This is a genomic window from [Clostridium] saccharolyticum WM1, assembly GCF_000144625.1.
GTDB classification, from domain to species: Bacteria; Bacillota; Clostridia; order Lachnospirales; family Lachnospiraceae; genus Lacrimispora; species Lacrimispora saccharolytica.
The window spans coordinates 1,866,473-1,881,835 of sequence record NC_014376.1; the positions used below are offsets into that span (position 1 = coordinate 1,866,473).

Annotated in this window: 12 protein-coding genes, 1 pseudogene and 1 riboswitch; of the genes and pseudogenes, 12 read left to right on the top strand and 1 reads right to left on the bottom strand. The window is 44.5% G+C overall.

Going from position 1 to position 15,363, the window contains the following annotated elements; translation table 11 throughout:
• The first annotated feature begins 113 nt into the window (after positions 1-113).
• Positions 114-6,305: an S-layer homology domain-containing protein gene (locus CLOSA_RS21725; RefSeq protein ID WP_013272425.1), complete on the top strand. Its 6,192-nt coding sequence runs from the start codon at positions 114-116 to the stop codon at positions 6,303-6,305.
• 22 nt (positions 6,306-6,327) lie between these two features.
• A riboswitch (cyclic di-GMP riboswitch) is annotated at positions 6,328-6,415 on the top strand.
• A 276-nt stretch (positions 6,416-6,691) separates the two neighbouring features.
• Here CLOSA_RS21725 and CLOSA_RS22120 read toward each other — a convergent pair.
• A protein-coding gene (locus CLOSA_RS22120; RefSeq protein ID WP_242647750.1) for an IS3 family transposase occupies positions 6,692-8,097 on the bottom strand; the annotation gives its coding sequence in 2 pieces (ribosomal slippage) (positions 6,692-7,623 and positions 7,623-8,097; 1,407 coding nt in all).
• Positions 8,098-8,287: 190 nt separating this feature from the next.
• Between CLOSA_RS22120 and CLOSA_RS08840 the strand changes: the two genes are divergently transcribed.
• From CLOSA_RS08840 to CLOSA_RS08880, 11 genes and pseudogenes are all read left to right on the top strand, one after another.
• The gene (locus CLOSA_RS08840) at positions 8,288-8,818 is read left to right on the top strand and encodes an RNA polymerase sigma factor sigma-70 region 4 domain-containing protein (RefSeq protein WP_013272428.1); all 531 of its coding nucleotides are present in this window, start codon (positions 8,288-8,290) and stop codon (positions 8,816-8,818) included.
• A gap of 435 nt (positions 8,819-9,253) precedes the next feature.
• Positions 9,254-10,291: an ATP-dependent DNA helicase gene (locus CLOSA_RS08845; RefSeq protein WP_013272429.1), complete on the top strand. Its 1,038-nt coding sequence runs from the start codon at positions 9,254-9,256 to the stop codon at positions 10,289-10,291.
• On the top strand, positions 10,288-10,728 hold the full coding sequence (locus CLOSA_RS08850; RefSeq protein WP_013272430.1) for a hypothetical protein: 441 nt from the start codon (positions 10,288-10,290) through the stop codon (positions 10,726-10,728). The genes CLOSA_RS08845 and CLOSA_RS08850 overlap by 4 nt, the downstream gene beginning before the upstream one ends.
• A gap of 89 nt (positions 10,729-10,817) precedes the next feature.
• A complete protein-coding gene (locus tag CLOSA_RS22645; protein WP_157669010.1) occupies positions 10,818-10,961 on the top strand; it encodes a hypothetical protein in 144 nt (47 codons plus the stop codon).
• Between the two features lie 53 nt (positions 10,962-11,014).
• On the top strand, positions 11,015-11,272 hold the full coding sequence (locus CLOSA_RS08855) for a DUF6870 family protein (RefSeq protein WP_013272431.1): 258 nt from the start codon (positions 11,015-11,017) through the stop codon (positions 11,270-11,272).
• Positions 11,273-11,475: 203 nt separating this feature from the next.
• Entirely contained in the window at positions 11,476-12,771 is a 1,296-nt protein-coding gene (locus CLOSA_RS08860; protein ID WP_049791649.1) for a recombinase family protein, read from the top strand.
• An 8-nt stretch (positions 12,772-12,779) separates the two neighbouring features.
• Complete coding sequence (locus CLOSA_RS22890; protein ID WP_166431291.1) at positions 12,780-13,109, top strand: hypothetical protein; 330 nt, start codon at positions 12,780-12,782, stop codon at positions 13,107-13,109.
• Positions 13,016-13,345: pseudogene (locus CLOSA_RS08865) on the top strand (terminase TerL endonuclease subunit); the annotation flags it as partial. The gene CLOSA_RS22890 and the pseudogene CLOSA_RS08865, both read left to right, overlap by 94 nt.
• Before the next feature lie 100 nt (positions 13,346-13,445).
• Positions 13,446-13,712, top strand: coding sequence for a type II toxin-antitoxin system Phd/YefM family antitoxin (locus CLOSA_RS08870; protein WP_013272432.1), 267 nt, complete (start codon positions 13,446-13,448; stop codon positions 13,710-13,712).
• A complete protein-coding gene (locus CLOSA_RS08875) occupies positions 13,702-14,007 on the top strand; it encodes a type II toxin-antitoxin system RelE/ParE family toxin (protein ID WP_013272433.1) in 306 nt (101 codons plus the stop codon). The genes CLOSA_RS08870 and CLOSA_RS08875 overlap by 11 nt, the downstream gene beginning before the upstream one ends.
• A gap of 75 nt (positions 14,008-14,082) precedes the next feature.
• Positions 14,083-15,348, top strand: a complete 1,266-nt coding sequence (locus tag CLOSA_RS08880) for a phage portal protein (protein WP_013272434.1) — start codon at positions 14,083-14,085, stop codon at positions 15,346-15,348.
• The last annotated feature ends 15 nt before the right edge of the window (positions 15,349-15,363 follow it).

The window sequence follows — 15,363 nt, forward strand, 5'->3', positions numbered from 1 at the left end:
GAAAGAGTAAATATAAACTGTGCAGAGGTAAACTCTACCTGGGTAAATGGTAGTGGAATTTACTTTTTCAATTTTCAAAATATTTTTGTGAAATAACTTTAGGTGATTACAAGGTGCGTACCAAAACGGTATCTCTTTATGTTGTGGACGGCAGCGGTGCGGCACAGCTTCATGAAGCGGGCGGAGAGGTTACAGCGTATCCGAGCATAGAAACCGCAGTCGAAGCTGCAAAGACAAAGGCAGGCTCTACCGTAAAACTGATGGGAGATGTAAATACAGCGGAAGCCATCGAGCTTACCTCAGGCGAGTTTACCATTGACCTAAACGGACGTACATGGACGGCGGCGAAAAAGGCACTTTTTCTAAAGTCCGGTGCGAACATTACGCTAAAGGACAGCGCAGATGGCGGGATACTCCAATGTTCTGAATATGGTCTTATTTGGGTAGACGCAACATCATATACAGTACCTGTAGTGCTTAATATCGAAAGCGGCAAGTATATATGCCACAATACAGGCATGGGAAATGTTATATATAGCAGTAATGAATTGGATATCCCGAACAGTATAGTACAGATAAATATATCGGGCGGAGAGTTTTCACTTGATAAACCTATCAGTTCGTATGGGACATATTTTGAAAATGCAACCGTAAATATAAGCGGCGGTAAATTTTTAGCTTCCAGCTACTTTAATAAAGTAAATGCTCAGCTTTCCGGCGGGGAGTTCGGCGGCTCTATCAGAAATGCAGACGGCACTGTTGCTGCATTGTTAAAGGCAGGCTACGGCTATAGAACCGTAGATACTATAACCCCTGATAACGGCAAGTGGGTCAACCAAATCGAGGGAGCACAAAGCCATGTAAATGACTTGGCTCATCAGTTTCTAACCTATAAGACAAGAGTGGAAAAGCTTCCTCTGGAAATCAAAAGAGAGCCTCAAAATCCTGCAAATGCGGTCTATGGCTACGCAGCTGCTCCTGAGGTAAGTATGTTTGCGGATAGGACGTTAGCTGCACCTATCGGCTCTACTGTAATGTACAGACTGTGGAAAGTAAAAAGCGGAGCTGAAACCGTGGACACACCTATGGGCGATGCGAATTTTTCAACCTCTAAAACACTTCCTAAGGGATTTTCCGCAGGAGAGAACAAATTTTATATAGCAGCCCAGTGCGACGGAGCGATTTTAAGGAGCAAGGTCTTTACCTTTACCGTGGAAAAAGCTCTTCCGACAGTGGAACTTAATGTATTTACCAAGAACAGCGAGCCTTTTGAATACGGCAAGGAAGTATTTTTGGAAGCGACTGTAACTGGCGTAAATGGCGAAATGCCTGACGGAACGGTTACCTTTAAAAAGGGAAGCGACACACTTGAAACGGCGAACTATGATTTTGGCACAGAGAAATACACCTTATCAAGCGGCAAGATATTTGATGCGGGAAATCACAGCTTTACCGCTGTCTATACGCCGAGCGAAAACGACCCCGGCAAAAATTATCTCACCGCCACATCTGCGGCAGTGAGCAAGACCATTGCCAAGGCGAATTTGACGGACTTTGCCATCACAGAAGTTACAGGCAAAAAATATGGGGACGCAGTTTTCAAATTACAGGCGACCGCCGCAGGCGCTCCGGTTGATGCAAGCTTTTCAGTGCCTGCGGACAACAAGGTGCTTTCTATAATCGGAGATACGGCAGCCATTATCGGTGCAGGAACTGTACGGGTAACAGCTGTAAAAGCGGCGGATAATAACTTTAACGAAGCGACAGCTACACTGGATATTGCTATCGGCAAGGCGACGCCTACGGTTACCATCAACGAGGTTTCATATTATATATATAACGGCAAACCAGTTACAAATCCTACAGCGGAGCAGGTAACGGTTACGGGCGCCGACTATGCGGATGTCGAGTTTTTATATAGCACAGTTATGTCAGGTCCATATACCGCACAAGCGCCGAAGGATGCGGGCATTAATTATTATGTAAAAGCAAGAATCTTAGAAACTGAAAATACAAAAGCATATTACAGTCAACCGAAAACATTCAGTATCAAAGAGAAAGGAATCAGCATTGCAGGCGGCACTGCGGCATCAAAGAAATATGACGGCGGAGCTGACGCCATAGTGACAGACCTTATCTTTAGCGGACTGCAAAACGGTGAAACCCTTGAACTTGGCAGGGATTACTTAGTAGGTTCCCCTGCCTATGACAATGCAAATGTGGGCACGGAAAAAACTGTCAGTGGAACTGCATCGCTTATATTAAATGAAAAAACTAAAAACTACAATCTCATTTCGGGTAATTACATTATCAGAAACGGCGTGATTACTCGTGGGGACGGACCGGATGCGCCGACAGGCGGAATTGTAGATGATGAAAGAAATATTTTTATCTTTGACAGCGTAGTCGGCACGACTTATGAATACAAAATCGGTTCGGAAAATTGGACGAATATTTTCGCAACCGGCACAGAAACAGTTATTACAGTCGGAAATAAGGCTCTTGCAATAGGCGAGCTTCAGGTTCGCATTAAAGAAACGGCAAATTATCAGGCAGGCGAAGTTTTATCGAATAAAACCGCCTTTACCGCAAGCTTAGAGGGAAGCGTGGACATCACAGGAACAACGGTTTACGGTGAAACCCTTACGGCAGAGGTTGAAGGACAGCAGGCAAATGCAGTGCTTATCTATAAGTGGAAGGCAAACGGAGAAGAAATACAAAACGGCAGTCAAAATACGCTTACTATCTCCGGCTCTTTGGTAGGCAAAATCATCAATGTGGAGATAACGGCTGCAAATTACAGCGGTAAGCTGATAAGCACAACCACTCCGTCTGTTAGGAAAAAACAGGTTACGGCAACAGCAGGCAGTATCACAAAGGTTTATGACGGAAATAAGTGGGTCAATATTCCTCTTTCCATCACTAAGGTAAATGCGAGTGATGATATCACCGTAGTGGCGGAGGGAATCTATAACAGTGCGGATGCAGGAACAGGCAAAACCGTTAGCATAAGCGGAGCAACTGTTACGGGAGATGCGAAGGACTGGTACGAGATTGCTCTGCCGAAAGGCTTGACCGGAACGATTACCCCGAAGAGTATGCCATCAGCTACTGTTACCGTAAACGGCAGCTATATCTATACCGGCAGTGCGATTGTTCCGACAGATGAGAATGTAGTGGTAAAGGACGGAACAACCACTCTCACAAAAGGTACAGATTACAGCTTTACCGCAAGTAATAACATTAACGTAGGAACGGCAAGTGTAGAGGTTACCTTAAAGGGTAATTACAGCGGTAATGCAAGCGGAAGTTTTACCATTGCACCTAAAGCAGTTACACCAACCATTGAAGCCATAGGAAACAGAACGTTTACAGGAACACAGCTTACTCCGAATGTTACCGTAGAGAATGACGGCACAACGCTCATCAAGGATACTGACTATACCGTGAGCTATGGTGCAAATACCAATGTGGGAACAGGCAGCGTTACTGTAAGCCTAAAGGGTAATTACAGCGGAACAGCTACGGCGAATTTCGCCATAACCAAGGCGGCGTCACCAACGGTGTCGGCTCCGGACAATATCGCCATGGTAAAAGGACAGGAAAGAGCCTATACCTTTGACCTCTCCACTCTTACCATGCCGCAGAATGCAGGTGTGAAGACCTACGTGGTGGCATCTCCAAGTAATGCTGATTTGTTTGCTGTAAATCCAACTGTTGACGGCAGTATGCTTAAATTCACCTCCAAGAGTGTGAGTACTGCGGGCGGTACAGCCACAGTGGCTGTGACCATTAAAAGTGATAATTATCGAGATGTTGCCGTTACTTTGACCTTTGAAATCGTCGATAAAGTGCCTGTAAGTATCAGCGGTATTGCCGCAGCAAGCAAGACTTATAACGGCACACCGGCGGTATATACAGGTACACCTATTGCAAAGGATGGTGAACATAAAGTCACTGTTTCCGGTTATAACTATACATGGAGCAAGGCAGACGGCACACCGCTTTTAGAAGCACCTAAATCAGTGGGTAACTATAAGCTTTCGGTATCCGTCAAGGCAGATGATCCTAACTATATCGGCAGTATTAATGTGCCGTTTGAAATCGTCAAGGCTAACCTTATTATTAAAGCCGATGACAAGCATATATTGATTGGCGGAGCAAAGCCTGACTACACTGCAACGGTTACAGGACTGGTAAACGGCGAAACAATCAGTGGCATTAGCTTTACGGACAATGCTCCTAATACCAATACCAAGGGCAGCTTTACCATTACTCCTTCAAACGGCACAATCACCGGCGGCGGTAACGGCAACTACAATATCACCTACGAAACAGGCACGCTGACGATAGGTATTGATGTGTCCGTCATTGATTCGGCAATCGCAGCGGCAAATACCGCAAAGAGCGGTGTTTCAGTGGACGATAGAGCGGCAAACCAAGTATCCAGTGGCACAAGATTTGTTACCACGGCAGAAATGAACGCACTGACCGCTGCAATTCAAACGGCAACAGAGGCAAAAGTCATGGTAAACACAGCAGGAGAAGCACAGGCGGCAGCAAAGACACTGGAGGATGCAGTGGTAAGCTTCAAAGCAGCAATCAAAACAGGAAGCTATACCGCACCAAGCAGCGGCGGTGGTTCTTCTGGCGGCAGCACATCCTCAGGAGGAGGTACGACTACAACTCCTGCTCCTGTCGCAACACCGGAAAAGATGCCAAATCAGCCGGTAACAGCAACGGCTCCTGTCACGGCAACAGCAGGGACGAACGGTGCGGCAAGTGCATCTATCCCGGATAAAGCAGTAACCGATGCGATTTCCAAAGCACAGGCGGATGCAACTAGCCAAGGCAAAACTGCAAATGGAATTTCAGTGGAACTGAACGTTACTATGCCAAAGGGCACAGCTTCCTTGACAGCAACCCTTACCCGCAGCTCTTTGGATAGCCTTGTAAGCGCCGGAGTCAGCAGCCTTGAAATAGGCTGCTCCCTTGTACAGGTTAGCTTTGATAAAAAGGCGCTGGCTGAAATCCAGAAGCAGAGCAGTGGTAATATCAGTATTGCCATTGCACCAAAAACAAACCTTTCCGATGCGGCGAAAAAGATAATCGGCACAAGACCGGTCTATGACATTACGGTAGGCTATGGAAGCGGAAAAACAGTATCCAGCTTTGGCGGTGGAATTGCAACAGTATCTATTCCATATACGCTGGGCAAGAATGAGGCAGTCGGTGGTCTATATGCAGTTTATGTCGATGCAAAGGGCAACGCAAACCGCATTGCAGGCTCTGCCTATGATGCAAACAGCGGCTGTGTTATCTTCACAACCACGCACTTTTCGCAGTACGGCATTGGCTACACTGCACCGACAGCAAAGTTTACAGATACCAGTACCCATTGGGCAAAGGAATCCATTGACTATGTGGTGGGCAGAGGGCTGATGTCCGGAAGTTCGGAAACAGCATTTACACCAAATTCCGCTATGACGCGGGGAATGCTGGTAACAGCTCTTGGCAGACTAGCAGGAGTGGATACAAAAGCCTATACAAAGAACAGCTTCACAGATGTAAAAGCAGACAGTGCATATCGTCCGTATATTGAGTGGGCGTACAGCAAGGGCATCATTCAGGGCATCGGAAACAGCCAGTTTGCTCCGGACAGGGCGATTACCCGTGAGGAAATTGCGGTAATCTTTGCAAACTATGCAAAGGCAACCGGCTATACGCTGCCAATCACCCGTGAAGCAAGCATCTACGCTGATGCTTCCGGTATTGGAAGTGCGTACAAAGACGCTGTAAAAGCCATGCAGCAGGCAGGAATTATGATGGGAGGCAGTGACAATAAGTTCAATCCAAAGGGAAATGCCACCCGCGCCGAGGTTTCCTCCATGTTAGGCCGTTATATCAAGCTTACCATCAATCCTGCCACAGCGCAGGGATGGGCGCAAAACGATGCCGGACAGTACCTGTACTACAAGGATGGCAAAGCTCTAACCGGTACACAGACCATCGACGGTGTGAAGTATTTCTTCAGCACCGATGGTACGCTGAAAACCGGCTGGGTCAAGGACGGCGATAACTGGCGTTTTTATTCCGGTAAGACCATGTTAGTCGGCTTTTGGGATCTTGGTGCAAACGGAAACAATAAGACCTATTACTTTACCAAGGACGGTCTGATGGTATCCGGTAAGTGGCTTGAGATTGACGGTAAATGCTATTACTTTTACACTGATGGTTCTCTTGCCAGAAGCACCAAAATCGACGGCTATGAAGTCGATGAAAAAGGCGTAAGAAAAGCAAAGTAACCGGCAACCATAATAAACAAAATTGAATTAAGGGCAAACCCATCTAAAGATGGGGACGCAAAGCCGAGGGTCTAAGGCGCACATTGTGCTATGATAGTCTGGCTGCAAAAAAACTGCAAAGAGCCTGCTCTCTATTCTAAGGGCAGGCTCTTGTCATAAGCAGTTTTAGCTGAATTATTTGAAGTACAATCCCCTTTCGCTATGCGTAATAGCAAAAGGGGTACCCATATGAGCATTCCAAACTTCCATCCTTTTCAGGGGTGGAAATAAAGACGGCACACGACAAATTTATATAAACAAATACAAAAAGACAGCATTTTGCTTTTGATGTGACCCCAACAAGTTAGACTTTATAGCGAAGTAGTTTTAAACTGCTTCGCTATTTTTTATGCAGCCAGGAGGCTGAGTCTGTATTCTACAGGACTCATCCATCCCAGTTTTTCTTTAATTCGTTTCTCATTGTAGTATTTTATGTATTTCTCAATAGCTGACTTAAGCTCTTCATAACTATAGTAAACTACACCATAATACATTTCTTGCTTTATAAGTCCAAAAAAGTTTTCCATAACCGAATTATCGTGACAATTTCCTTTTCTGGACATGCTTTGAAATATCTTGTTTTCCTTAAGCGTACGAACATACGCTTTCATTTGATAAGCCCAGCCTTGATCTGAGTGGAATGTACGTCTATATTTACAATCCTCTGTTTTTTCTATTGTTTTGTTTAAGGCATCCATTATACTTTCTGCAGATGGTTTCTGTGATATGCCATAACTGATTATTTCTCTATTACACATATCCATAAATGGATCCAGGTAAAGCTTCCTGATATTCATTCTTCCTTTTTCATCTATTTCATAATACTTAAATTCAGAGGTGTCGGTCGTAATCTTCTGGTGTGGAATGTAAGTTTCAAATCGTCTGTGAATTCTATTCGGAGCAACCTTTCCTACTTTGCCTTTATAAGAACTGTATTTGCGGCTTTTCCGCGTGAACGATATCACCTGAAGACCAAGCTTTTGAATAATCCGTTGAACCCGTTTCTTGTTTACAATTAGTCCTTGTTTTCTTAACTCTCCATAAATGCGGCGATAGCCAAAATCTTTGTTATTCTTTCGTATTTCAAGGATCTTTTGCTCGAATTCTTGATTTTGGTTTTTTCTATCAAAACGTTTCTGCCAATACATATATGTTGCTTTAGGAAAACCTGTGATTGCGAGAATGTCTTTTAGTTTGAATGATCCTCGGAGGCTGTGGATGATTCTCGCTTTTTGTTCTGAGGTGTTCCCTCTAAACGCAGCCTCCTCAGTTCTTTTAAATACGCATTCTCTATTTTTAGTTTTAGTAATTCATCCTCGAGTTGCTTGATATACTCATTATTATCTTTTAATGAATCTGGCACATCCCGGGCTATCTCTTTAGGTTTATCCATTTTTCTTCGCCGTCCTTTACGCTTTGGTCTCAAAGCATCAGGACCAGCAATTCTGAAATCATTAACCCACTTGGTAATTAACGGTGGATTATTCATTCCAACTGTAAGAGCGAGCTCCTGATAAGAAACCTCTGTTGATAGATATAACTCTACCACATGAAGCTTAAATTCGAAAGAGTACGTTTCATTTTGACGAGAACGTCTCAGTCCTTCGTCACCGAATTCTTTATATGCAGCAACCCATTTTCGTATCATTATCCGCGAAACATTATATTTCTTGGACAAAAAAGCATAACCACCTTCACCAGACTCATAAGCCAATACCATTCTTTTCTTTAAACCAAAACTGTGTTTTGCCATAAAAAACTGACCTCCCATAAATTAGATTTTTCGGTCTAACTTATGGGGGTCAGTTCATTTTACAGGCAGAGTGCTGTCTTTTTGTATTTGACAAAATTCCTGTGGATACGACATTTTTCAGCTATCTATTGCCGTGGTCCTTCCTCCGATTTGTTTCGCATTTTAGCAAAACAGATCGGAGGAAAGGAATATGAAGAATTATAAAGATAGTGATTATGCACTGAATAAGTTCAGTGAGGGCATTGTGTACCGCTTTGCCGACCGTATTGTGGAAATTACATTGGAGGACTACCTTTCGGAGAATCCCGGCAAAACCGCAGAGGACTTTATGGAACTAAAAGCGCTGTCGGACGAAATCTATCATCAGCAGGTGATAGACGAAAATCGGACAAGCCGTTTGGATGTCAGTATCAATGGCTTAGAGGATACGGAGGCGCTTGCTACGGCTTCTCTCGATACGGAGCTGATACATAAAAAAGATACTGAAAAGGCCATAGAAGCCGCCAGACAGCTTCTTGACAGCGGTGGATTAACAGAAGTTCAGCGGCGGCGGTTCCTGTTGCATTTCTTTCAAGGGCTATCCATTCGCCAGATTGCCGCCTTAGATGAGGTCGATTATCGAGCAGTATGGGATAGTTTATATTGGGCTTCAAAAAAATTACCCCCCCCTGTTTTTTTGACATTGGGTGAAAGGAAATTTTCCAAGCTTCCTTTCGCCTGAACATTGAAAACAGAATATGGGTGTGTTGAGTACATTACCGGCAGGAAAAGCGACATAACGGGACACGCGAAGACGAGGGCAAGCCCTCCGAGCGAGAATGTCTGCGGTTGTTACGCTCCGTGGTGGAGCGGATTGCGATGATCCTTGCCGGTGATTATGATACTTCTGTTTTGAACGCTTCACCGCATTGAACAGCCCGGCAGGATGACCGGGAGAACGCATCACCCTCGTTTGAGAAAGAATGAGGGGCGGCTTTTATGGATTCCGTGTAACCGCGCGGAACGCTCAACACACCATCTTTTTTATAAAACCTCTATCGGAGCGATAGAAACCATGCGGCGGAATAGGCATTTCAGTCAACAGACTTTCAAAACCTTTCCTGCTCCGCCGCATTCTTGTGTCGCTCCTTTAGGATTCAAAGGAGGCATAAAAGCTATGAATGAGAAAAAGCTCTGCATGGCAGACATTCAAAATAAGATTTATGAAGCCGGTTTGCTTCGACCGGAAGAAAAGGTGGTGCTGATCACCCCAAATTGCGTCCTGCTGGAGCTTTACACCGGCAAAACATACAGCTACCGTATGGTAGATCTGATTACATTAAAAGCGAAAAGACTGTTTTCCAGCCAGAAGCCGTTATCGTCCTCTGGCTATCAGAAAGCCATTGAAAAAATGCTGGCACAGATATCTGAGGTGGAAGAACCGATACCCGCAGATAAGCATAACCGTGCAAGAGAGCTTCTGACCTATACTTTTACCGACATTCTGCCAAAGCATGGTATGACCTTTCGGGAAAACCAACTGTCCCTTGCCTTGTCAATGCTGGATGCCATGGAAGAAACCAAAGTAGCACTATGCGAGGCAGAGGTGGGTACGGGCAAGATCCATGCCTACATATTAGCGGCAACAATCTACCGTTTGTTCCACGGGAGCAGTCAACCGACGATTATCTCCACTTCCACTATTGCCCTGCAAAAAGCATTGACCGAAGAATACATTCCTCAGATTTCTAATATTCTAATGGAACATCGTATTATTGAAAAGCCCTTATCTTTTGTGGTGCGTAAGGGAAAATCGCACTATGCTTGTGATGACCGGGTGCGAAATTATCGTTCCTCCATTTTGAATAATGGGCGTGAGGAAGATAAAGAACTGATTGAAACGCTGGATTGCTTATATACCGGCGCCTGCTCCATTGATTTGGACAGCCTGCCTCTGACCGATTATGTCAAGGGACGTATCTGCGTGGAACGCTGCCATCTGAATTGCGACCTCTCCGATATTTGCCGCTATCGCAATTTTATCCTTAAATCGCAGACCAATGCGTTTTATTTTCAAATTGCAAACCACAACTTGGTCTTAGCGGATGTGCTGAGCCAAAAAGGCGGAAGAAACCGACTGTTTCCAACCTGCGGGCTGATGATTTTTGATGAGGCTCATAAACTGCTTGATGTAGCAAGGCAGATGTACGAATGACCCTTGAAAGTGTGGAGCTGGAACGGCTTACCTCCAGCATCTACCGCTCCATAGGCAGCCAGAACCCGGATAAGGGTGAGATTTTAAGACTTTGTGAAGAAATGCTGCGGCAGAATACGGCATTGTTTGAAAATCTGAAAAGCTCCGCAGGCGTGACCTATGACAAAACCTGTTCAGCGGTAGAACTCCGTTTTGACAGCATACAGAACCTAAAAGCACTGACAGAGATTTTACGCAGAGTGTCAGTGCTTTTCTTTACCAGAGATGATAGGAAAGCCGCAGCCTATGGGCGATTGGTCAGCCGCATGGAGCAAAAGCTCTCCAAGCTGATGATTTTGCTGGACTACTCTCAGTCAATCTGCTGGCTTGGAGCATACCGGTACCACCGCCTGTCAGGTCTGCACCTTGCCAAAGCAACTGGATTTTTTATTGTTTGAGGATATTTGGGATAAGACAATGCCTTATGTATTGACATCAGGAACACTGTCAGTTCGGCCGCGGGATACGCCGGGAAACCGATACTTGTGTGTTTTCCATCTTGGACAGCCGTGCCGGTGGACGCTACCTAAATGATATTTTAGCCGCTCTGCCCGACATGCCGGTAACTGACCGGATTGAGGATGTGGGGCGGTTTATTCTGTCCCATAAGGATGAAAGTTACTTTGCATAGGACAATCAGGATTTTTCATACAGTGTGAGAGAAGCGGTAAAGGAGGTCATGCCATGCAGCCACAAATCATTACACTTAATCCATCCTGCAAGGATGTGGATATAAGAACAGCAGATCGGAATGCGCTGGTTGATATCAATGATGTGAATATAGATAAAAAGCTCCCAAGGGAACAGCGGCTGGAGGATTATGTCCGCCAGATTGGAAATCCGTATTGCTACAAATGCGAAGAGGCCATTGTAAAAATTAGTTTTTCCGAAACAACAGCGACCCTTGAGGATCGCATTGAAAATTACTTAAAAACATTTTAGGAGCGGAAAATGGATCAGACATACTGTAGCGGATTTTTCTTTTTGTCTGGACGCGAAATTGTTACTATGCTACAATGAGTCGCAAATAGACGTAACGGTGGAAGCCTGTTGTTGAAAAGTCCTGCTGATTGGAAATTCAACGATTAGGAGGTTCCACTATGGAAAAGTTAATAAAAGCGAAATGTTATCGTGCAGCTATCTAGGTGCGTCTTTCCAAGGAAGATGGCGATAAGGTAGAGAGCGACAGCATTGTGAACCAAAAGGAGTTAATCAGGCAGTATCTTAAGGATAAGCCTGATATTGAAGTGCATTCTGTCCGTGTTGATGATGGATACAGCGGTGCCAATTTTGACCGCCCTGCCTTTCAGCAAATGCTGAAGGACATACGGGGTGGTCTGATTGATTGTGTCATCGTAAAGGATTTGTCCCGTTTTGCAAGAAATTTTGTAGAAGCGGGGCGATTCCTAGATCAGGAGTTTCCGCTGTATGGAGTCCGTTTCATCGCCATTAACGATGGCTATGATTCTATCCAGAGAAAAGGCGGAGCAGATGATATTGTACTTCCCTTCAAAAATTTGGTGAATGATGCTTACTGCCGTGACATTTCTGTAAAAATCAGGAGCCAGCTTGAAGTCAAACGGAAAAAGGGAGACTTTATCGGCTCTTTTGCCGTATACGGGTATCTGAAAGACCCTGATGACAGGCACAAGCTGGTCATAGACGAGTATGCCGCCGATGTGGTACGGGATATATTCAAATGGAAGCTGGAGGGACTCAGCCAGCAGCGTATTGCGGAACGCTTGGATGACCAAGGTATCTTATCCCCCATGGAGTATAAGCGTTACTGCGGTATGAAGTATAAGAGCGGTTTTCAAATCAACCCAAAGGCAAGATGGACGGCTGTTGCCATTGATCGTATCCTGAAAAACCAATTTTATGTTGGTACCTTGGTGCAGGGTAAGCGAAGTACACCAAACCATAAGATCAAAAAACTCATGCAAAAACCTGAAAATGAATGGGTGTGTATTGAACATAACCATGAGCCGATTATCGAAAGAGAAATCTTTGATACGGTAAACCGCCTTCTCATGAAAGATACCCGGATTGCACCACAGGAGCAAACGGTATATCTGTTCAGCGGACTGCTGTTCTGCGGAGATTGCAGACGCAGTATGGTGCGAAACAACAATAACCGTGGCGGTAAAATCTATACCTACTATAAGATGCTCAAAATAGTAAGTTGCTTAAATAAAGATGAATTTAATAGAGCTCAAATGGAGCTATTGGAGAAATTGTATATAACAGCTTTTTCTAGTTACAAGTCTATAAATATAAATTGGTCATCATTCCCTTATACAACTAGCTTTAAATGGGAGCAATGTACGAAGCTGCACGATATAAATTATACAAAAGAAAAAGCCAAAAAAGAAGTTCTTTTATTATTAGAAAAAACAATGAGAAAAAATGATATAGAAAATATATTACGCAGCATATCATAGGAGGTTTTATGAAATTATTTACCGTTCCAGCTGATTTTAGAAAATCAACATTGGAAATATATGAAGAGTTTAACGATATGTATCCCTCTGCCCAAATAGTTGAAACTTATGGGCAGAGGGTAGAAGGGAAATTAACGCAATCAGGAAGAATGTGTGAATCTTTACCTCAAGTAGGCTTAAAAGAGCTTGAAGACTATGTTACATATTCTCAAAAAAGGGGTATAGGGTTTAATTATACGTTTAATTGCAGATGGTACAGAACCTGGAAGGACTGGGATTCACAGTGGTTCCATTCGGGCAGGGTTTCAAGGATATGTCACCGCCCAGCAAGGAATTGATGAAGCTGACACTGGAGAAGAAGCTGGCACATGGCGGACATCCGGTTTTGCGTTGGATGATGGATAACATCTTTATCCGTCAGGACCCGGCAGGGAATATTAAGCCGGATAAGGAGAAGTCCACGGAAAAGATTGATGGTGCGGTGGCGGCAATTATGGCTTTGGACCGTGCAATCTGGAATATCCGGAACAACGTAGGAAGTGTATACGATGATAGAGGGATTTTAGTATTTTAAAGAAGTCATCTGCACAGAATAGAGTTAGAAGTCTATTTACTTTATAGAAAAAAAGAGTTATAATAATATCATAATAATGATATGAAAGGAAGTGCAGTATATGATTATTAAAGCATCAGCGGCATTGAGAAATGACTATACAACGATTTCCAATCTGGCAAAAGAGACAAAAGAACCTATTTATATAACTAAAAATGGTGAAGGTGATATGGTGCTGATGAGCATTGACGCCTTTGAAAAACGGGAGCAGATTTTAGAACTACGGTCGAGGGTGCTGCAGGCAGAGCAGGAGCGTCTTAGCGGAGCAAAAACCATGAGTGTTTCAGAAGCCAGAAAAGCATTAAGAGAGCGTTTAAATGAAGCATAAGGTGGAAATTCTTCCATCTGCCTGGGAGGATTTGAAGGGAATTGAAGACTATTATACAGTACAGTTTGATGTAGAAACGGCATTAAAAGTCAGTGACCATATTTTAGATGCCATTGAACGTTTAGAGAATTTCCCGGATTCTGGCTCCCTAACACCTGACAACTGGCTCAATGAAAGAGAATACCGAATGGTGATATGTAAAAAGCATGTGGTAATTTATAAGACAATAGAAACATCTGTTTATGTTTATCATATCGCAGATACGCAAACTGAATATACGAAATTGTTTTATTAGTAAGCGGGTTATAAGAAGCCTTGGGAGTATGGTGTCTCAAGGCTTTCTTTTTGTCTATTTTCAGGAGGAAAGCAGATGGGAATCAGAAGTTTAATGGGAATCCGTGGAGCAAGGGATAAGCCAAGGAACTCTTATGCAGGTTCTGCCTTATTCTTTTTATTTGGAAGAAGCACCAGCGGTAAGCCAGTCAATGAGCGGACAGCCATGCAGACTACGGCAGTGTATTCCTGTGTGCGGATTCTGGCAGAGGCGGTGGCTTCACTTCCACTTCATATCTATCAATATACGGACAAGGGGAAGGAGCGGGTGGCTGACCATCCGCTTTATCCTATCCTACACGATGAGCCGAATGAGGAAATGACTTCTTTTGTATTTCGTGAAACACTAATGAGCCATCTGCTGATTTGGGGGAATGCTTATGCACAGATTATCCGGGATGGCGCAGGCAGGGTGCTTGGATTGTATCCGCTCCTGCCAAACAAGATGAAGGTGGACCGGGCAGATAATGGGGAGATTATCTTTATTTATTCCAGGGATTCGGAAGAAAATCTGAACTTTAGCACTTACGGTCAGATTTATCTTTGGCGGCAGGATGCTCTGCATATCCCGGGGCTTGGTTTTGATGGTCTTGTGGGGTATTCGCCCATTGCTATGGCGAAGAACGCTGTGGGAATGACACAGGCCTGTGAAGAGTACGGAGCAAGTTTCTTTGCCAACGGGGCAAATCCCGGCGGCGTATTGGAGCATCCCGGAGTGTTAAAAGACCCCGGCAAGGTTCGCGAAAGCTGGAATGCGGTCTACCGAGGTACCAATAATGCACATAAGATTGCGGTGCTGGAGGAAGGGATGAAATACCAGCAGATTGGTATCCCACCGGAGGAAGCACAGTTTCTGGAAACACGCAAGTTTCAAATTAATGAGATTGCCCGGTTATACCGGATTCCGCCCCACATGGTAGGGGACTTGGAAAAGTCCAGCTTTTCCAACATAGAGCAGCAGTCTTTGGAATTCGTGAAGTATACTCTGAACCCATGGGTCATCCGCTGGGAACAGTCCTTGCAGAAGGCACTATTGCTTCCGGAGGAGAAGAAGGAATACTTCATTAAATTAAATGTGGACGGACTGCTCCGTGGGGATTACCAGAGCCGGATGACCGGATATGCCACAGCAAGACAGAATGGCTGGATGTCCGCCAACGATATCCGGGAACTGGAGGATTTAAACCCGATACCGGAGGAGGAAGGGGGAAACCTCTATCTGATAAATGGGAATATGACAAAGTTAAAGGATGCCGGGCTGTTTGCCAGAAATGACACAGAAAAAGAAGAGGAACCAACTTAGCGGTATGAGGCTGCT

Coding starts and splice junctions, on each gene's coding strand:
- CLOSA_RS22890 (WP_166431291.1), top strand. CDS start 12,780: ATGAAATTATTTACCGTTCCAGCTGATTTTAGAAAATCAACATTGGAA.
- CLOSA_RS08855 (WP_013272431.1), top strand. CDS start 11,015: ATGCAGCCACAAATCATTACACTTAATCCATCCTGCAAGGATGTGGAT.
- CLOSA_RS08880 (WP_013272434.1), top strand. CDS start 14,083: ATGGGAATCAGAAGTTTAATGGGAATCCGTGGAGCAAGGGATAAGCCA.
- CLOSA_RS08870 (WP_013272432.1), top strand. CDS start 13,446: ATGATTATTAAAGCATCAGCGGCATTGAGAAATGACTATACAACGATT.
- CLOSA_RS08840 (WP_013272428.1), top strand. CDS start 8,288: ATGAAGAATTATAAAGATAGTGATTATGCACTGAATAAGTTCAGTGAG.
- CLOSA_RS08850 (WP_013272430.1), top strand. CDS start 10,288: ATGACCCTTGAAAGTGTGGAGCTGGAACGGCTTACCTCCAGCATCTAC.
- CLOSA_RS08875 (WP_013272433.1), top strand. CDS start 13,702: ATGAAGCATAAGGTGGAAATTCTTCCATCTGCCTGGGAGGATTTGAAG.
- CLOSA_RS08845 (WP_013272429.1), top strand. CDS start 9,254: ATGAATGAGAAAAAGCTCTGCATGGCAGACATTCAAAATAAGATTTAT.